Source organism: Acidovorax sp. GW821-FHT10A04 (assembly GCF_059415825.1).
Genome location: NZ_JBWKNZ010000018.1, coordinates 62,672 through 81,969 on the forward strand (window position 1 = coordinate 62,672; position 19,298 = coordinate 81,969).

The following is a 19,298-nucleotide window of genomic DNA, read 5'->3' on the forward strand; positions in this document are numbered from 1 at the left end:
TACCATGGCGATATGGTCCACCCTGGCTCACCGCAGGCCCTCGCGCTGCAGCACGTGCATGCGCACAGCGGTGAGGCCACCGGCGCGCTGCTCGACCCCGCATCGCGCATCACCCTGCAATTCCACCCGGACCGCTGGCACCAGGGCCGGCCATTGCTCCAGGCCCTGCGGGAAGACGGGCGCTACCGATCCCAGTTCGAGACGCTCACCAGCAACGGCGGCCTGACCGCGCACGAGGGTGGCGACCGGTGGCACTGGGAGAGCCGCATCTTTGGTGGCGCCTACGACGGCGCCGCCCCTGGCGACCGGCCCAAATACGGCGCGCTGAACTTTCGCGCCCTGCCCACGGGCGCGGCACCACGCTTTGGCTCCTCGTACCTGCGCCTCCAACCCGAGGTGCTGCAGCGCGCCACGTTCTGCTACCCCGACAGCGTATTCGAACCGCAGCACTTCGGCACGGCAGCCCAGGCCGCGCAGCTCCTGGCGCTGGCCGAAGCAGGCAGCCAACCCGATCCGCTGGACCGCTACATCGAAGCCCATGTCCACAGCCCCGTGCTGCTGGCGCGGGATGTGGAGGCACTGGTGCTGGACCCGTGCTTTCGCGGCAGTCCTCTGGATGAGTGGGCGCACCAACTGCCCTGCCCTGTGGAATGGCATGCGGGCTTTCGGCTGGAAGTGAAGACCTTGCTGCGGCACCCGGACTACCGGGGCGCCGCCATTGCCGCGCTGGGCGCGCAGATCGCGCGGCACGGTGTGCTGACGCCGGCCGCTATCGGCGATGCGGTGGCGTCAGGGCAGCACGATCCGCAGGCGCTCAAGAAGGTGTGGCATTGCCTGGCGCGCTTTGGCGACCTGTCGCAGGCACCAGGGGCTTGACGGACGGGGCACGCCCCTCACGGCACCCGGTCCCCATCCCGTATCTGCGCCACCACGCCGTTCTGCAGCCGCACCACCGACATGAAGTTGCCCGGGCCGCGGTGGTAGGTCCACTCGTCCACGTACTCGCACTGCTCGGTGACTATCTGGCGGGGCGCCTCGCGCGGGTGCAGGGGCACGGTCCACAGCACGCGGGGGATTCGGATGCACACCGTGTCGGTGGCAAAAGGCTGGCCGCACTTCAGCACCAGGCTGGCGCGCGACTCGCCCACGCCCACCAGGCGGCCGCCGCAACCCAGGCCCTGGGCATGGGCCTGCTTCACGGGCGCCAGCATGCCCGCGGTGGCAATGGCCGCCAGGACCAGGCACGCGGCACCGCGTGCAAGCCGTTGCGACGACACGGGGAAACAGGTAGTGGGTGGCAGCATGGTCGTTTGGATGCGCATCACGCGCAAAAGTTTGGCACACAGAGCACACGCCGCAACGAAAAAGGCCCGCACATGGCGGGCCCTTGCGGCGTCAGCGCCTTGCAGGTTCAACGGCTGAACACGCAGGCGGGTTGACGGCCGGTACTTACTCGGCTTCGATCTTGGAGGTTTTCACCACCGTCGCCCAGTTCGCCAGCTCCACCTTGGTCTTCTCGCCCAGCTGCTGCGGCGTCTGGAAGTCGGCCGTGGCGCCCTGCTCCTGCGCCTTTTGCTTGAAGGCGGCGCTCTGCACCACGCTGCGGATGTCGGCCGTGAGCTTGTCGATCACGGGCTTGGGCACGGCGGCAGGCGCGAACACGGCGAACCAGGAGGTGGCGTCCACCTTGGGGTAGCCAGCCTCGGCCGTGGTGGGCACCTCGGGCAGGCTGGGCAGGCGCTCCTTGCCGGTCACGGCCAGCACGCGCAGCTTGCCGGCGGCGATGTGGGGCATGAAGGGTGGCGCGGTGCCAAAGGTCAGGTCCACCTGGCCGCCCAGCAGGTCCTGCAGCGCGGGGCCTGTGCCCTTGTAGGGCACGTGCACCATCTTCACGCCGCCCTGCTGTTCCAGCATGGCGCCGGTCACGTGCTGCAGCGAGCCGTTGCCCGACGAGGCGTAATTGAGCTTGCCGGGGTTGGCCTTGGCATAGGCAACGAGTTCGGCCAGGGTCTTCACCGGCAGGTCGTTGCGCACCACGATGATCTGCGGGGCCGAGATCACGTTGGCCACGGGCTGGAAGTCGGTCTGCTCCCACTGCTTTTGCTTGGTGAGGTGGGGCGAGATGACGTGGTAGCCCGAGTATTGCATGAGCAAGGTGTAGCCATCGGGCTCGGCGCGCTTGACGGCGCTGGCCGCAATGGCGCCGTTGCCGCCGCCTTTGTTGTCGGCAATGACCGATTGGCCCAGCACCGGGCCCAGCGCCTGCGCCAGCATGCGCGCCGAGAGGTCGGTGGTACCGCCCGCGGCCGTGGGCACGACCAGGGTGACGGGCTTGGCGGGGTAGCTGCCGCCCTGCGCGAAGGTGCTGCCGCCGAGGCTTGCGGCCAGCGCGGCCAGGGCCAGGAGGGTGAATTGCTTGCGGGTGGTTGTCATGAGGGATTTGTCTCCGTTATCTCAGTTGTTTCAGTTGCCAATGAATCTCGAAGGGGGTGCACGGGCGTCAGTCCACTTTCGCGCCGGTCTCCTGAACGACCTTGTGCCAGCGCGCCAGGTCGTCCTTGACCAGCGTGCCCAATTGCGCCGATGTGCCCTTGAAGGGTTCGCAGCCCACATTGGCCAGCTTGTCGATCACGTCCTTGTGGTCCAGTGCCTTGGCCACCTCGGCCTGCAGCTGGGCCACCACGGCAGGCGGCGTGCCGGCAGGGGCGAACATGCCGTACCACGGGGTCTGCCCAAAGCCCTTCAGGGTCTCGCCCATGGTCGGTGCATCGGGCAGCGCGGCCACGCGCTTTTCGTTGACGACGCCCAGTACCTTGAGCTTGCCGGCCTTGATGAAGGCAATCGACGAAGGCAGGCTCTGCACCGACAGCGGCACCTGCCCGCCCACCACGTCGGTGGCGGCCGCGGCCGAGCCCTTGTAGGGGATGTGCTGCAGTTCGATGCCGGCGGCCTTTTGCAGCATCTCGCCGATCAAATGGTTGAGCGTGCCATTGCCGGCCGAGGCGATGGAATACTTGCCCGGGTTGGCCTTGGCCACGGCGATCAGCTCGGCCATGTTCTTGGCCGGGAAGGACGGGTGCGCCACCAGCACATAGCCGGCCGTGGCCAGGGGCGCCACGGGCTCGAAGTCCTTGACCGGGTCGAACCCCGTGCTCTTGTACAGCCAGGGGTTGATGACCTGGGCGCTGTCGGCCGTCACCAGCAGGGTGTAGCCATCGGCTTTGGTCTTGGCGGTGTAGGCCGTGCCCACATTGCCGCCCGCGCCGGGGCGGTTGTCCACCACCACGGGCTGGCCCAGCTGCTCGCTGAGCTTTTGCGCCAGCACGCGCGCAATGGCATCGTTGGCACCGCCCGCGGCCTGGGGCACGACCACGGTGATGGCCTTGCCCGGGAACTTGCCTGCGTCCTGCGCCGTGGCGCCCAAGGCCGTGGCGCACAACAAGGCGGCACACACCAGCCTGCGCGGCAGGCGGAAATGGGATCTCGATTCGCTCATGGTCTTGTCTCCTGTCGTTTCTTTGAATGAACCAGAACAGCGCTGAAAAGCGGCGGGGCTATGCGACGCGCCCGCCTCCCGACAGCTCTTTCTCGCGCGCCAGCGCCCTTTCCTTGATGGCCTCGAAATCCCCCGGCACCGGGTGCAGCGCCAGGCGCGGCCCGGCCTTGGCGATCTGGCTGGGGATGTCGTGGCCAATCAGCGCGGGCAGGCGCTGCGCGGCGGCCAGCAGGGCGGCCAGATCCACGCCCGTGGCATAGCCCATGCAATCGAGCGCGTGCACGATCTCCTCGCTGCACACATTGCCGCTGGCGCCGGGCGCATACGGGCAGCCGCCCAGGCCGCCCAGCGATGCGTCGAAGCGGTCGGCCCCGGCATCGATGGCGGCCAGCACATTGGCCAGGCCCATGCCGCGCGTGTTGTGGAAGTGCAGGGTGATTTCCACCCCCGGCCAGCGCGCACGCGCCGCCGCGGTGAGGGCCGCCACCTGCGTGGGGTAGGCCATGCCCGTGGTATCGCACAGGGTGACGCCGCCCACGCCCAGGTCCACAAAGCGCTGCACCCAGCCGAACACGGCGCCTGGCGCCACCTCGCCCTCCATGGGGCAGCCGAACACGCACGACAGCGACACGTTGACCGCCACGCGCGCCGCCTGCGCCGTGGCCACCACCTGGGCCAGCGCGGCGAACGAATGCTCTTGCGTCATGCGCAGGTTGGCGATGTTGTGCGTGGCGCTGGCCGACATCACCAGGTTGAGCTCGTCGGCACGCGATTCGATGGCGCGCTCGGCCCCGCGCACATTGGGCACCAGGGCAGTGTAGACGGTGCCGGGGCGGCGCGTGATCTCGCGCATCACCACCTCGGCATCGCGCAGCGCCGGGATGGCCGTGGGCGAGGTGAACGAGGTCACCTCGATCTTGGCCAGGCCGGCGTCCGACAGCGCATTGGCCAGCGCGATCTTGTCCTCGGTGGGCACGAAGGCGGCCTCCATCTGCAGGCCGTCGCGCAGGCCCACCTCCTGCATGTGGATGCGCTTGCCCGCGCCAGCCCATACGCCAGATTGTTCGGTTACGGCACTCATTGGATTACCCCCTTGCTGCGCAGCAGCGCGATCTGTTCGGCCGTCAGGCCCGCCTCGGCCAGCACGGCATCGGTGTCGTCGCCCAGGTGCGGCGCACTGCTGCGGATGGAGCCGGGCGTGGCAGAAAGCTTGGGCACGATGCCCGGCACCTGCACGCTGTAGCCGTCGCGCGTCTGCTGCGTGAGCAGCATGTCGCGGGCGCGGTAGTGCGGGTCTTCGGCAATGTCGCGCGCGGTGTAGACCTTGCCGGCCGGCACCCGGGCCGTGCCCAGGGCATCGAGCACCTGCTGCACGGTGAGCGGCGCGCTCCAGGCGCCGATGGCGGCGTCGATCTCGTCCACGCGCGCCACGCGGCCGGCGTTGTCGGCCAGGTCGGGCGCGGCGCCCAGGTCAGGCCGGCCGATGGCCTGCATCAGCCGCTTGAAGATGCTGTCGCCATTGCCGGCCACCAGCACCCAGCCATCGGTGCACGGGTAGGCGTTGGACGGCGCAATGCCCGGCAGCGCGCTGCCCGCCGCCTCGCGCACCGCGCCAAAGGCGCTGTACTCGGGGATCAGGCTTTCCATCACGTTGAACACGGCCTCGTGCAGCGCCACGTCGATCACCTGGCCCTGGCCGCCGTTGACCTTGCGGTGGTACAGCGCCGTGAGCACGCCGATGGCGCCATGCAGCGCGGCCAGCGTGTCGCCGATGGACACGCCCACCCGCACCGGCACGCGGCCCGGCTCGCCCGTCAGGTGGCGCAGGCCGCCCATGGCCTCGCCGATGGCGCCAAAGCCCGGCAGGTCGCGGTAGGGCCCGGTCTGCCCGTAGCCCGAGATGCGCAGCATGACGAGGCCGGGGTTGATGCGGTGCAGCTCCTCGGGCGACATGCCCCAGCCCTCCAGCGTGCCGGGGCGGAAGTTCTCGATCAGCACGTCGGCCTCGGCGATCAGTTGGCGGGTGATGTCCTGGCCCTCCTTCTGGCGCAGGTCCAGCGCCACGGAGCGCTTGTTGCGCGACTGCACCTGCCACCAGACGGAGGTGCCCTCCTTGATCAGGCGCCAGTTGCGCAGCGGGTCGCCCGATTCAGGCGCTTCGATCTTGATGACCTCGGCACCGAAGTCGCCCAGCGTCTTGCCGCAGAAGGGGCCGGCGATCAGCTGACCCATCTCGATCACGCGCACGCCCTGCAGGGCAGCAGCGGTAGGTGTTGCACCCATCGTTTTCTTGTCTCCAATATCGCAGCCTGCGGGATCAGGCTTGCCTGTGTTGCCCCGCATGATGCGCAAAGAACCCCTGTGGGCAAAACGCTCTTATGACAGCCCGCCATCGCGTTTCAGCATGGCAGTTAACATCCTATGGATGAAGCTCGACCCCGTCTCCCTGCGCCTGTTCGTTGCCGTGATGGAAGAAAGCACCATCGCCGCCGCCGCCGCGCGCGAGCACCTGGCCGCATCGGCCGTGAGCCGGCGCCTGGCCGACCTGGAGGATGCCCTGCACGTGGCGCTGTTCACCCGCAGCAACAAGGGCACCGAGCCCACGGCCGCGGCCTATGCCCTGTTGAACCTGGCGCGCGGGGTGCTCAACGACCTGGACGGCATCGCCACGCAGATGCGCGACTATGGCGCCGGCCTGCGCGGCCACGTGCGTGTGGTGGCCAACATCTCGGCCATCAGCCAGTTCCTGCCGGCGCAGCTGCAGAGCTTCATGGCGCTGCACCCGCAGGTGGACGTGCGGCTGCAGGAGCAGATCAGCACGGCCATCGCCCAGTCGGTGGCCGAGAACGCGGCCGACGTGGGCATCCTCAACCACGGCCACTATGGCGACCGCGTGGTGCAACTGCCCTACCGCACCGACGAGCTGGCCCTGGTGGTGCCGCGCGACCACCCGCTGGCGCGGCGCAAGTCCGTGCGCCTGGCCGACGCCCTGCCCTACGACTTCGTGGGCGCGCACCCGGGCAGCGCCATCAACAACCAGCTGACCAAGGCCGCATCCGAAACCGGGCTGCCGCTGCGCCTGCGCATGCAGGTCACCAGCTACGACGCGCTGTGCCTGCTGATCGCCGCCGGCCTGGGCGTGGGCGTCATGCCGCGCGGCAGCGCCGCGCTGTACAAGGGCAGCCAGCCCATCCGCGTGGTCACGCTGAACGAGCCCTGGGCGCACCGCCAGCTGGTGCTGTGCGTGCGCTCGGAAGAGTCGCTGTCCAGCGTGGCGCGCCTGCTGGTGGACCACCTGCGCGCCCCCGCCGAGGACGGGCCTGCCGCATGACGCCCCCTGCCCTGCCCCCGTTGCAGTGGGACGTGTTCTGCCAGGTCATCGACAACTACGGCGACATCGGCGTGTGCTGGCGCCTGGCCAGCCAGCTGGCCGCGCGCGGCCAGCGCGTGCGCCTGTGGGTGGACGATGCCTCGGCCCTGGCCTGGATGGCGCCGGCCGGCCACGCGGGCGTGGAACTGCGCCCCTGGGGCGGCGCGCCGCCCGCCGCGCACGAGGCCGCACCTGATGTGGTGGTCGAGGCCTTCGGCTGCGAAATCCCCGAGTCCTTCCTGGCCTGGGCCGTGGGCCGTGCGCCAGACCAGCGGCAACCGGTGTGGATCAACCTCGAATACCTCTCGGCCGAGTCGTACGTGGAGCGCAACCACCGCCTGCCCTCGCTCATCATGTCGGGCCCCGCCCGGGGCTGGACGCGCTGGTTCTTCTACCCCGGCTTCACCCCCGCCACGGGCGGCCTGCTGCGCGAGCCAGGGCTGCTGCAGCAGCGCCCGCCCGGCTTTGCCACCGCCTGGCGCGCCCAGCAGCCAGAACGGGGGCCAATGCCCCAGCGCTGGATGTCGCTCTTTTGCTACGAGCCACCGGCCCTGCCCGAGTTGCTGGCCCAGGCCATGCGGCCCGGCGCCGAGCCCACACGCCTGCTGGTCACACCCGGGCGCGCCACGGCGGCCGTGCAGGCCGCACTGGCCACCTTGCCGGCGGACCATGGCGCGCTGCAGCTGCAGTACCTGCACGCCACCGACCAGCAGGGCTTTGACGACCTGCTCTGCGCCTGCGACTTCAACGCCGTGCGCGGCGAGGACTCGCTGGTGCGCGCTCTCTGGGCCGGCCAGGCCCTGGTCTGGCACATCTACCCGCAGGACGACGGCGCCCACCATGCCAAGCTGGCGGCTTTTCTGGACTGGCTAGGGGCCCCGGCCTCGCTGCGCGACTTCCACGCCGCGTGGAACGGCATCCCCGGCCACGGCCCGCTGGTGCTTCCGGATGGTGAAACCCTGGCCGAATGGGCTGCCTGCATCCAGGCGGCACGGGCGCGCCTGGCAGGTCAAAGCAGCCTTCTGGACCAGTTGGTAGGTTTTATCCAGGAAAAAAGGTAAAATCCAAGGCTTTGCGCAAATAACAGCGCGGCACCCCGGTGCCCGCACCCCGCGCAATCCCGCCGCGGAACATGCGCCGGCCCTGCAGACCTTGCAGCCAGTGCGTTGAGCGGCCCCCAACCCAAGCAACCAAACTGCTATGAAAATCGCTCAAGAAATCCGCGCCGGCAACGTCATCATGCACGGCAAGGACCCCATGGTCGTCCTGAAGACCGAATACGCCCGTGGCGGCCGCGGTGCAGCCACCGTGCGCATGAAGCTCAAGAGCCTGATCGGCAACTTCGGCACCGAAAACGTGTTCAAGGCCGACGACAAGATCGACAACGTGATCCTGGACAAGAAGGACTGCACGTACTCCTACTTCGCCGACCCCATGTACGTCTGCATGGACACCGACTACAACCAGTACGAAGTCGAAGCCGAGAACATGGGCGACGCACTGAACTACCTGGAAGACGGCATGGCCCTCGAAGTGGTGTTCTACGACGGCAAGGCCATCTCGGTCGAACTGCCCACCAGCGTCGAGCGCGAAATCACCTGGACGGAACCCGCCGTCAAGGGCGACACCTCCGGCAAGGTTCTGAAGCCCGCCAAGATCGCCACCGGCTTCGAAGTGCCCGTGCCCCTGTTCGTCTCGCAAGGCGACAAGATCGAAATCGACACCCGCACCGGCGAATACCGCAAGCGCGTGTAAGGTCGGCGGCCCAGACGGGCCGCAGTTGCACCAAAGAAAAGGGCTTCCCATCGGGAAGCCTTTTTTGCGTTCTGAGGCCCTTGCAGCGCCTGCCTGCAACCATGGCAGGGAATTCTTGCAGGCGTCACAATACCGGCGGACAATTCCGCCATGGACCTGTCTGCCGATCTCCGCGCACTCCTTCCCCGCTGGCGCATCGACGGGGCCGATCTGCTGCCACCCGAGGAGACCGCGCAGATCGAGGCCCTGTTTACCCAGCTGGGCCAGCCCGCCACCCCCGAGGTGCTCACCCTGTACACCACCCTGGGCGGCATGGTCACCATGGACGGCGAGTTCTGGCGCATGTGGTCGCTGGACGAAGTCAGCCACGCCAACCAGGGGCAGCATTCTGAATGGGGCGTGCAGTTCGCAGACTTCCTGACCCACAGCCAGGTGTTTCGCCTGCGCACGGCGGCGGATGGCCGCTCGGAAGTGTTCGCTGGCCCACTGAGCGCCGACAGCCCACCCGTGCGGGTAGCGGCCTCGCTCAACGAATTCTTTGCGCTGTACCGCAGCAATCCGGATCAGGTGCTGCAGCCGCGCTGACGCAGGTTGCCGCCAGGGCGTGCCTCCATGTCTTGGCGCCCACCTCTCCCCCTGCCCGGCCGACGAAACATCGCAGCGCGGCAAACCCAAAGAAAAATAGTAAGCCTACATATTTTCTGTTAGAACCGGCACTTCGGCTGCTGGCGCAGCCACCGCGTGTCATCAGTTCTGGGGACAGACACGGCAGGCGCAACCGCCTACCCTCCGTCCCTTGCATTTGCTGAACGCATCAGTCCCTCGGCACCCTAGCCACACGCGAGACTGCTGCATTCCTTGCAACTTGCCCGCTGTACCGCATTACGGCGCCAGCGGCCCCATCATCGATAACGCCATCCATGATCAGCAGCATTCCTACCGCCAATCCATCCAGCACGTCCGCAACCCGCGAAGTGGTCTTTCTGGATAGCCGTGTCGAAGACGTCGGCAGCCTGCTCGACGACCTAAGCCCCGGCGTAGAGGTCGTACGCATTGATCCCACGCAGGACGGCCTCGCGCAAATGGCCGCAGCACTGGGCGAAAGCGGCGACGTGGCCGCCGTCCACGTTCTGGCCCACGGCAGCGCGGGGTCGATGCTGCTGGGCAGCACCGTGCTGGGCAGCAACCTGGCTGCCCACAGCGAGCAATTGGCCGCCATCGGCCGTGGCATGGCGCCTCAAGGCGACCTGCTGGTATATGCCTGCGAACTCGGTGCGGGCGAGGCGGGAGCGCAATTTGTATCGACGCTGTCGCAGTTGACAGGCGCCGACGTGGCCGCCTCCACCGACCTGACAGGGGCCTCGGCTCTGGGCGGCAACTGGACTCTGGAGATGAGCACCGGCGGCATCGAGACCTACCCGCTGGCGCTGACCACCTACCAAGGCGTCCTGACGCTGGTGCCCTTTGTCTACGGCAGTGACGGTACTGATTTCCCGGCATTCACCTCCATCAGCAAAACCGTTTCGGGCCAGCCGATTCTGTTCACCGGTCCGGAGATGTACCTATACAACAACAGCGCTCCGGACGATGGCCTGTACCCCTATGCGGCCGATGGCAGCAGCGGCGTGAACCTGACGGTCAAGAACGTCACGGGCTACAGTTTCGACATCAGCTCGTTCGGCGTGCAAAGCGATGCGGGCTCCATCAGCTTCAGCGTCACCTGGGCCGATGGCACCACGTCCAGCTTCACCCAGGGGGGCATCAATAACACCGGCACCGTCACTACGGTGTCGAGCCTCATGCTCAACGACGTCAAGAGCGTCACCATCACCTCGACCGGCTACACCACGTTCCAGAACTTCAACATCACCGACGTCAAGCTGCTGCCAGCCTATGTCATCACCGCTTCGCTGTCTGCCGACACGGGCTCCAGCGGCAGCGATTTCATCACCAATACCGCCGCCCAGACCATCAGCGGCACACTGTCCGCCAATCTGGCAGTGGGCGACCGGGTGGAGGTGTCCTACGACAATGGCGCCAACTGGGCCGACGCCACCAACTTCACAGCCGGGAGCAATGCCTGGAGCACCAGCACGGTCTTGGCGGGCAGCGATACCTTCCAGGTGCGCGTGACGAACAGCGTGGGCACCAGTAGCACCCCCTATACGCATACCTACACGCTGGACACTACGGCGCCCACCACCAGTTTCACCGGCATCGCACTGTCGGCCGACACCGGCGCGAGCAGCACCGACCTCATCACCAAGACCGCCGCCCAGACCATCTCCGCCACATTGAGCGGTGCACTGACCGGCGGCGACGTCGTCCACGGCTCGGTCGATGGCGGCGGCAACTGGACCAACATCACCAGCAAGGTATCCGGCACCACGCTGAGCTGGAACGGTGCGACGCTGGCCGGCAGCAGCTCCATCATGCTCAAGGTCGCGGATGCGGCAGGCAATGAAAGCACCCTCAGCTTCCAGAACTACACGCTCGACACCACCGCGCCCGCCACCACCATTGCAACCTTCAGCTTCTCCAACGACAGCGGCACATCCAGCAGCGACTTCATCACCAACATGGCGTCGCAGACCGTCAGCGGCACTCTGTCGGGCAACCTGGCTTCTGGCGAAACCGTCTACGTATCGCTCGACAACGGCGCCAGCTGGTCAGCCGCCACCGCCACCGTCGGACAGAACACCTGGTCGCTGAGTGGCCGCACGCTCATCGCCAGCAACACGCTCAAGGTCAAGGTCAGCGACACGGCCGGCAACGATGGCACCGTGCTGTCCAAGGCCTACGTCTACGACACGACTGCGCCAACCACCACCTTCAGCGGGCTGACGCTGTCGGCGGATACGGGCGCCAGCGCCACCGACTTCGTCACCAAAACCGCAGCCCAGACCATCGGCGCGACACTGAGCGGTGCCCTGGCCGGGGGCGATATCCTCTACGGATCGCTGGACAACGGCGGCAGCTGGACCGACATCACCAGCAAGGTATCAGGCACCACGCTGAGCTGGAATGGTGACACGCTGACCGGTACTGACACGTTGCAGTTGAAGGTGGTCGATGCCGCCGGCAACCAGGGCGGCGTTCACACCAAAGCCTATGTGCTCGACACCATTGCACCATCCACGCCCGCAACACCGGTGCTGGCGCCAGCCAGCGACATCGGCGCATCCAACTCGGACGGCATTACGGCAGACAGCACGCCAACGCTGAGTGGCACTGCGGAAAACGGCAGCACCGTCACGCTCTACGACGGCGTTACGCTGCTGGGCACTGTTGTCGCCGGTGCCGGTGGCTGGAGCTACACCACTGGCGCGCTGGGTGACAGCAGCCATACCTTCACGGTAGTGTCCGCCGACACCGCCGGCAATGTCTCGGCCGCCTCCACTGCGCTGACCGTTACCGTGGACACCACCACGCCTACTGTCAATTCGGTGGCGGTGCCGGCCAACGGCACCTACTACACCGGCGACGCGCTGGATTTCACGGTCAATTTCGACGAAGCGGTCACGGTCGACACGACCGGCGGCGTGCCGCGCATCGCCCTGACGGTAGGCGCCACCGCCCGCTACGCGGACTACATTTCCGGCTCGGGTACCAGCGCGCTGTTGTTCCGCTACACCGTGCCAAATGGCGACGCCGACGCCAATGGCATCGCCGTTGGTGTGATGTCCTTGAATGGCGGCAGCGTCAAGGACACGGCCGGCAACAATGCGTCGCTGACCCTCAACAGCGTGGGCAGCACTGCCGCCATCAATGTAGATGGTAGCCAGCCCAGCATTACCGGCGTTGGTGCCAGCACCGCCAACGGCGCCTACGGCGCCGGCCAGACCGTCACCATCACCGTTGATTTCTCGGGCGCTGTAGATGTCGATACCACGGGTGGCACTCCCACGTTGGCGCTTGCCGGCGGCGGCAGCGCCACCTACACCGGTGGCTCGGGCAGCAGCACACTGACCTTCAGCTACCTCATCGCCGCCGGCCAGAACAGCACCGACCTGGACTACAGCTCCACCTCTGCGCTGGCCCTGAACGGCGCCACCATCATCGAGGCCGGTGGAGCGCACCAGAACGCATCGCTCACGCTGGCCACGCCGGGCACGGCCGGCTCGCTGGGCGCCAACAAGGACATCGTCATCGACACCGCCGCACCGACGAACACGGTGGCCGGCGCCGCCTTCTCGGCCGACACCGGAGCGTCCGGCAGCGACTTCATCACCAAAACCGCAGCGCAGACTGTCAGCGGCACGCTGACATCCAACCTGGCGGCGGGAGAGAATGTTTACGTCTCGCTCGACAATGGCGGCAGCTGGGCCCTGCCCGCAAGTGCAGCCGGCACCAACACCTGGTCGCTGGTGGGCCAGACACTGACCAGCAGCAGCACGCTGATGGTGCGCGTCACGGACGATGCAGGCAACAATGGCACGACCTACTCGCAGACCTATGTGCTGGACGCCACCGCCCCAGCTCCCAACGGGCCAGCGGCCAGCCCGGCGGACAATTCCACCACGGCACCGACCAGCGGCGCCATTGTGCTGCCCTTCCTGGAGGCACTCGATGCAAGCAGCGACCTCAGCAAGGTCTACCTCAGGAAGGTGGGCACGCCCGGCAACATCGCAGCCACCGTCACCCTCAACGGCAGCGGCCATCTGGTCATCACGCCTGCGACGGCCCTGGCCGAGGGCACAGCCTACTGCGTGAACTGGGATGCCGGTGCGCTCAAGGATGCCGCAGGCAACCTGGCATCGGCCGTCACCGACGGCACCACCTACAACTTCACCACGGCATCTGCCGCCGATCCCGTGACACCAACGCCCACCAACGTGGACGGCGTGCCTGTCACCACCCAACCCGGCCCAGGTGGATCCACCGTCATCACCATCCCAGTGGTGCTGCCCACCCGGCCCGACACCCCCGGCACACCCTCTACCCTGGCCGACATCCCCCTGGTCACCTCGCCTAGCGGTACCCCCATCGTCTCGGTCGGTGTGCCCGCCGGGGTCGGGTTGCAGGCCGAGGGCCTGACCACCACGACCATGGGCTCTGCCGCCCTGGCCGAACTCGGGTTCCGCATCGAGCGCGTCACCGGCAACAACCCCGAGCTGACCAATGCCGGCCAGGTGTTCTATGCCACGCTGGCACCCAACGAGCCCCTGTCGGTGCAGATCTTGAAGCCCTCTATCGGCGCTGGCTACGATGGCTCACAGCCGCTGGTGATTACCGGCAGCAACAACCCGGCCGATGGCAAGCAGGCCGTCATCCTGGATGCCCGCGCCCTGCCCTCGGGCACGGTGATACAGGTGGACAACATCGAGTTCATCGCCGTGGTGGGCAATGTGCGCCTGATCGGTGGGGCCGGCCAGAACGCGGCCAGCGGCGACAACGGCAACCAATGGATCGTGCTGGGCCCCGATGACGACACCATCCACGGCGGTGGCGGCAACGACACCATGGGCAGCGAGGCCGGGGATGACCAGGTCTATGGCGATGCGGGTGACGATATCGTGTTTGGCGGTGCCGGCAATGACCTGCTCTCGGGTGGCACGGGCAGCGACAAGCTCAATGGCGGTACCGGCTTCGATGTGGCGATCCAGGAGGGGACGCGCAGCGACTACACCGTGACCCTCGAAGGCGCAGGCATCAAGCTCACGCACACCGCCTCCGGTGTCTCGGACTGGCTCGTCGATGTGGAGCAGGTGCGCTTTACGACCGGCCCGAGCCTCACGGTGGCGCACAGTGCTGCAGAAGAAGCTGGCGCCTACCTGTTCCAGAAGTGGATTGGCCGGGACCTGACCCAGGGCGAAGGGGCCATCATCCAGAGCCTGACGGGCAAGACGGCGCTGGAGGTGGCCACCTTGTTCGCCCAGTTCTTCCCCGCGCAAAGTGCCGGCAAGACGCCTTCGCAGTTGCTGGAGGGCATGGCAAGTTCCGGCGCTGTCCGGGTGGATGCTGTCCGCGACGTTACCGTGACCGGGGACGCCGGCCACAACACCATCAGCCCAACCCTGGGCCTGGCCCGCTTCGTGGATGGGGGCGCGGGCATCGATACCGTGGTCATCCCAGCGACGCTGGGCCAGACCTTCGTGCAGCACAACCCGAACGGCAGCTACACCCTGCAGCGCCTGACCGATGGGGCCATGCTGGATGTGACGAACGTGGAGCGGGTGACCCTCACGGACACCAAGCTGGCGCTGGACCTGAACGGCCATGCCGGCCAGGCGGCCAAGCTGCTCGGAGCCCTGGCCGGCCCCGGCATGCTGGCCAACAAGGGCGTGGTGGGCGAGGTGATCCGCCTGCTCGATGCCGGGGCCAGCAGCCAGACCATCGCCGGCCTGGGGCTGCAGCTGGTGGGGGCAAGCACCAGCACGCAGATCGCGCAGACTCTGTGGACCAACATCGCGGGCCGCGCGGGGACCGAGTCGGAGCTGAAGATCCTCACCGACATCATGGCCGGCGGCGTGTCTGCGGCGGATCTGGTGGTGATGGCTGCCAACCTGGATGCCAATGCTGCCCGCATCGACCTGGTGGGGCTCAGCGCCAAGGGGATCGAGTTCGCGTGAGCGACAGGGGGCGCCGCGCTACGGGCCGCCCCGCCTCACACCGTGCCGGCCGTGGTCAGCAGCTGGCGCACCTGGCCCGGTTTCAAGCTGCACTCCCCCCGCCCGAACCAGGGGCCCCAGCCCCGCAGGATCTTGCGCGAGAACCAGCCTCCTTCGGTGCTGTAGGCCTTGATGGATGCGGCCACCGCACCCGTTTTGCGGTCCATATAGTCCGTCTGCTCCACGCTGATGGGGATCAGCCGACCGGCGACCGTGCCGTGCCCCTTGTGGACCTGGCGCAGGTCGCGTGGATGGGCCACCTTGAAGTGGACCTGGACGGCGCTCTCCGGCCGGCACAGCGCCTCGAACTGCCGCGCCCCCGCGATCTCGTCGGCCATGGGCGCCACGAAGAGCAGCGGCGCAACCACCAGCCCCAACACCACCCTGGCGCCCAGGGCGACGGGAACCCGCTGGACCAGCTTGAACGCCAGTGCCGACGCAACGACCACCCAGAACAGGAGGACCAGCAGGAACAGAATGGCGGACATGGGTGCTTGCAGCAAGGGAATCAGGGGCTGGACGAATCTACCACCGGCTTCCCTCGCCTGGCGGCCCTCCCGTCGCCCCACCGGAGCCGGCCAGCGCACACTGGCGCGGCTCAAATGTCCATCGCCGGCCGGTGCTCCTCGGGCGGCACGAACTTCCACTGCCCCACCAGCAGCGAGAACACGAAGGCCCCGGCCGCGAACAGCCCCAGCACGGCCAGCGCCATGCCCCACTCGCCGCCCAAGGCGCCGAAGGCGCTGGCGCGCACGGCCTTGATGGACCAGGTGAAGGGCAGCCAGGGGCTGATGTCGCGGTAGAAGGCGCTGGTCAGCTCCACCGGCAGCACGCCGCCTGCCGAGGACAGCTGCAGCACCATGAGGATCAGCGCGATGGCTTTGCCCACGTCGCCAAAGGCACGCACCAGCGCCAGGATGACGAGCATGAAGGTCAGCGAGGTGACCGCCATGGACAGCGCCAGGCCCAGGGTGTTGACGGCCTGTATGCCCAGCATGAACCAGACCATGAGCAGCACGCAGGCGGCCTGCACCAGGTTGACGCTCCACAGCACCGCGAGCTTGCCCAGCAGCAGCGACACGCGCGAGTAGCCAGCCGCCTCGTCGGGCAGGCGGCGCAGGTGGAAGATGAAGGCCGTCATCACCGCGCCCAGCCACAGCGCGATGGGAATGAAGTTGGGCGCCAGGCCCATGCCGTTGTTCTTGACCGGCGCATCGATCTCGATCTGCGGCTTGACCGAGATCGCCAGGCCGCTGGCCGTGCCCTCCATCCCGGGGCCGCCCGAGGGCAGCGAGGCTTCGAGCGTGTCGAGCCCCAGCACCAGCTGCGAGGAACCGTCCCTCACCTTCAACAGGCCGGTGCGCAGCTCGCTGGCGGCGCCTGCCAGCGCCTTACTGCCTTCCACCAGCTGGTCCACTTTTGCATCGGCCGGTACCTTGGCTGCCAGGGTGGATGCGCCGGCCGCGTAGGCGCCAAACCCGTCCGCCATCTGGGCCACGCCCTGGGACAGGGTCCCGGCCCCTTCGGCCAGCTTCGCCTGGCCCTGGCTGGCCTGCTGCAGGCCGCCCTGCAACTGGCTGGCGCCATCGGCCAGTTGCCCGGCAGCGCCGGAGACCTTGTCGCCGCCAAAGAGCAGCGACTTGGATTCATCGCGCAGCTGCCCGGCCCCATCGGCCAGGCGCTGCGCACCGTCTTCGAGCTGTGGCAGGGTGCGGCGCAGCTCCTCATGGCCGCCGGCCAGTTGCGTGGCGCCGCTCTTCAGGGCCTGCAGGTCCGTCGCCTCGGGCTTCTTCGCATCGAGCGTGCGCGCGCCTGCGCCCAGCTGCTTCATGCCATCGCCCAGCTGAGCCACTCCGCCGGAAAGCTCAGTGGCGCCCTTGGCCAACTGCGCCGACCCGCCTTCGGCCTTGCCCATGCCGCTGTGCAGCGCCGCCGCGCCCTCGCGCAGGCGGGCCACACCCTCGTGCAGGCGCTGCAGGCTGTCAGCCGCCGAGGAACTGGCGCCCAGCACCACCTCCCAACGCTTTTCGTTGAGCGATTCGTTGACCTGGTGCCCCAGCTCTTCGGCAAAGCGCCGTGCAAAGCCGGCACCCGCGTAGTTGTTGCCCTCAGAGGCAAACACCACCAGCTTGCCAGCCCCGGGCGAGCCTGCGGCCATGGCCCCGGCGCTGAAATCGGCAGGGATGACCAGCGCGAACAGGCTCTTGCCCTGGCGCACGGCACGCCGGGCCGCATCGGGGTCGCCCTCTTCGTAGAAGCCGAACTGCTGCTTGTCCTTGAGCGTCTGCGCCAGCTCCATGCCCAGGTTCACCGCCTGGCCGTTGGCCATGGCGCCGCGGTCCAGGTTGACGATGGCGGCCGGCAGGTTGCCGGTGTGGCTGACGGGGTCCCACACCGATTCGAGGTAGATGAAGGCGTAGAACGCCGGGATCACCACCACGCCCAGCAGCGACCAGCGCAGCTTGGGAAAGCTGCGCAACAGCCGCGCCTCGAGCAGCGAGACGCGCAGTGCGTTGCGGAACAGGCGCATGGGCAGCGGGTCGGCTTTGGTGGTGTTGTGTTTTACGAGGCAAGGCCGGACAGGTCCTTGCAGCGGTGCGCTGCAAGCCTCGTGGCAGCTTGCCTTTTTATGACCCGGAGTGTGCCTTGAACCGCGCGGATTCGCAGGCACTGCGCGCTCGGCGGCACCGCGTAAATGTGTAAAGATTTATGTAGCCAGCGGCCCTGCGGCCTGGCGCGCCCGCGCAGCCGGCGTGGCCAGGCAACTGGCCAGGGCTTCGTACCCGGCTGCACCACCATAGGGCGCGACCACCTGGGGCACGGTGTGGTTGGCCGGGCACAGCACGATGGTCTCGTGCGGGCCCACCAGATCCAGATCCAGGATGGCCGAGGATCTCGTCATGATGAACACCGGCGCGCCCTCCCCCTGCGCACCCTGCCGCGCGCGGCGGCGCAGCCAGTGCACCAGCGCCTCCTGCGTGGCGTGGTCGAGGCAGCTTTCGATCATCTCAACCACCAGGGGCACGTGCATCTTCTCGCCCGCCACGGCCTGCACCAGCACCCTCAGGGCCGGCGAGTCGATGGGTCCCTCCTCGCACAGCCAGGCCAGTTCGGCGCCGATGGTGCCATCGGGTGCGCCGCCTGGCGCCGCGCACCCCTGCCGGTCTTCATCCAGGTAGACGCAGCCGGGCAGCGCCGCTGCAATGCAGTGCATCAGCCGCGTCTTGCCGCTGCCCAGCGGCCCGACGATGTAGTTCAGGCGCCGCACCTCGGCCAGTTCGAACCACTCGCCATTCCAGGGCCAGGGCAGCGCAAACGACAACGGCGGCATCACAGGCATTTGCAGAGCACCGGCCCAGTTGCCGGTGGGCAGCGGCCGGCCGGCGGCCATGCCAGCGCGCAAGGCCTTCACCTGGTCGATACAGCGGCGGGTGTGCTGGAACACATCCTCCAGCTCGGCCAGCCGCGCCGCCAGGGCCAGTTGCATGGCCTGGGCATCGCCCTGCAGCGCCGCAGCCACCTGCGCCAGCGAAAGGCCCAGCGTGCGCAGCTGCACCACCGTGCGCGCCCGCTCCAGGTCGGTCTCGGCGTAAAGGCGGTAACCGGCCTCGGACCGCTCTGGCCGCAGCAGGCCATGGTCTTCGTAGATGCGCAGCGCCTTGGCCTAGGGCATGCCATCCATCATTTCGCCCCCGCGAAAGTCTGCAGCGCGGGGCAGTGCACGGCGCCCTGAGTGCCGTGTAGCTCGGCTACACAAGCGAAGGGCAACGCCGCAATGTGCCGCGCTGCAGGCTTTCCCTTCGGGCTGGCCCCGGCATGCGGCGTCTGCTTTGTCGCTCGGCTTGCCCATAGTCCACTATGGGCTGCGCCGCGCTTCGCGCATCCATCCGCATGCCGGGGCCAGCGCGGGGGTGAAATGATGGATGACACGCCCTAGACGCCCAGCGCCCGGCTGGCCTGCGCGGCGCTCCAGCGCCTGTGGGAAATCGACATGCCCGTCATCCTTTGTTCCATTGTCAAGGATGCCCATGCTCGGGCCGGGTCAAGGCCTGGGGGCTGCAAGGCC

The 19,298-nt window shown here is 67.8% G+C and carries 14 protein-coding genes; 6 read left to right on the top strand and 8 right to left on the bottom strand.

The features are described from left to right. The first annotated feature begins 12 nt into the window (after positions 1–12). The gene (locus AC07PF_RS28605; RefSeq protein ID WP_494614155.1) at positions 13–876 is read left to right on the top strand and encodes a DUF3626 domain-containing protein; all 864 of its coding nucleotides are present in this window, start codon (positions 13–15) and stop codon (positions 874–876) included. Between the two features lie 17 nt (positions 877–893). Here AC07PF_RS28605 and AC07PF_RS28610 read toward each other — a convergent pair whose 3' ends face one another. From AC07PF_RS28610 to AC07PF_RS28630, 5 genes are all read right to left on the bottom strand, one after another. After that, a complete protein-coding gene (locus tag AC07PF_RS28610; RefSeq protein ID WP_494614156.1) occupies positions 894–1,304 on the bottom strand; it encodes a DUF2845 domain-containing protein in 411 nt (136 codons plus the stop codon). A 145-nt stretch (positions 1,305–1,449) separates the two neighbouring features. Continuing rightward, entirely contained in the window at positions 1,450–2,433 is a 984-nt protein-coding gene (locus AC07PF_RS28615) for a Bug family tripartite tricarboxylate transporter substrate binding protein (RefSeq protein ID WP_494614157.1), read from the bottom strand. Positions 2,434–2,500: 67 nt separating this feature from the next. Next, on the bottom strand, positions 2,501–3,496 hold the full coding sequence (locus tag AC07PF_RS28620; protein ID WP_494614158.1) for a Bug family tripartite tricarboxylate transporter substrate binding protein: 996 nt from the start codon (positions 3,494–3,496) through the stop codon (positions 2,501–2,503). Between the two features lie 58 nt (positions 3,497–3,554). Then, on the bottom strand, positions 3,555–4,577 hold the full coding sequence (locus tag AC07PF_RS28625) for a hydroxymethylglutaryl-CoA lyase (RefSeq protein WP_494614159.1): 1,023 nt from the start codon (positions 4,575–4,577) through the stop codon (positions 3,555–3,557). Then, positions 4,574–5,779: a CaiB/BaiF CoA transferase family protein gene (locus AC07PF_RS28630; protein WP_494614160.1), complete on the bottom strand. Its 1,206-nt coding sequence runs from the start codon at positions 5,777–5,779 to the stop codon at positions 4,574–4,576. The genes AC07PF_RS28625 and AC07PF_RS28630 overlap by 4 nt, the downstream gene beginning before the upstream one ends. Before the next feature lie 142 nt (positions 5,780–5,921). Between AC07PF_RS28630 and AC07PF_RS28635 the strand changes: the two genes are divergently transcribed. The 5 genes from AC07PF_RS28635 (at position 5,922) to AC07PF_RS28655 (ending at position 15,193) form a co-directional block, all read left to right on the top strand. Further along, positions 5,922–6,827 carry a LysR family transcriptional regulator gene (locus AC07PF_RS28635; protein WP_494614212.1) on the top strand — a complete coding sequence of 302 codons (906 nt, stop codon included), beginning with the start codon at positions 5,922–5,924 and terminating at the stop codon, positions 6,825–6,827. Next, complete coding sequence (earP, locus tag AC07PF_RS28640; RefSeq protein WP_494614161.1) at positions 6,824–7,927, top strand: elongation factor P maturation arginine rhamnosyltransferase EarP; 1,104 nt, start codon at positions 6,824–6,826, stop codon at positions 7,925–7,927. Before AC07PF_RS28635 ends, earP begins: the two co-directional genes overlap by 4 nt. Positions 7,928–8,066: 139 nt before the next feature. Then, positions 8,067–8,621 (top strand): elongation factor P, encoded by a 555-nt coding sequence (efp, locus tag AC07PF_RS28645; RefSeq protein ID WP_007852467.1) that lies wholly within the window; start codon positions 8,067–8,069, stop codon positions 8,619–8,621. Between the two features lie 150 nt (positions 8,622–8,771). Beyond that, positions 8,772–9,206: a hypothetical protein gene (locus tag AC07PF_RS28650; RefSeq protein ID WP_494614162.1), complete on the top strand. Its 435-nt coding sequence runs from the start codon at positions 8,772–8,774 to the stop codon at positions 9,204–9,206. A 335-nt stretch (positions 9,207–9,541) separates the two neighbouring features. Beyond that, on the top strand, positions 9,542–15,193 hold the full coding sequence (locus AC07PF_RS28655) for a DUF4347 domain-containing protein (RefSeq protein ID WP_494614163.1): 5,652 nt from the start codon (positions 9,542–9,544) through the stop codon (positions 15,191–15,193). 35 nt (positions 15,194–15,228) lie between these two features. Here the strand turns inward: AC07PF_RS28655 and AC07PF_RS28660 are convergent, their stop codons facing one another. The 3 genes from AC07PF_RS28660 to AC07PF_RS28670 all read right to left on the bottom strand — a co-directional run bounded on the left by AC07PF_RS28660 (position 15,229) and on the right by AC07PF_RS28670 (position 18,887). Beyond that, positions 15,229–15,720, bottom strand: coding sequence for a hypothetical protein (locus AC07PF_RS28660; RefSeq protein WP_494614164.1), 492 nt, complete (start codon positions 15,718–15,720; stop codon positions 15,229–15,231). 110 nt (positions 15,721–15,830) lie between these two features. Continuing rightward, on the bottom strand, positions 15,831–17,762 hold the full coding sequence (locus tag AC07PF_RS28665; RefSeq protein WP_494614165.1) for a YhgE/Pip family protein: 1,932 nt from the start codon (positions 17,760–17,762) through the stop codon (positions 15,831–15,833). A gap of 177 nt (positions 17,763–17,939) precedes the next feature. Next, positions 17,940–18,887, bottom strand: coding sequence for a MerR family transcriptional regulator (locus AC07PF_RS28670; protein WP_494614213.1), 948 nt, complete (start codon positions 18,885–18,887; stop codon positions 17,940–17,942). Positions 18,888–19,298 lie beyond the last annotated feature (411 nt).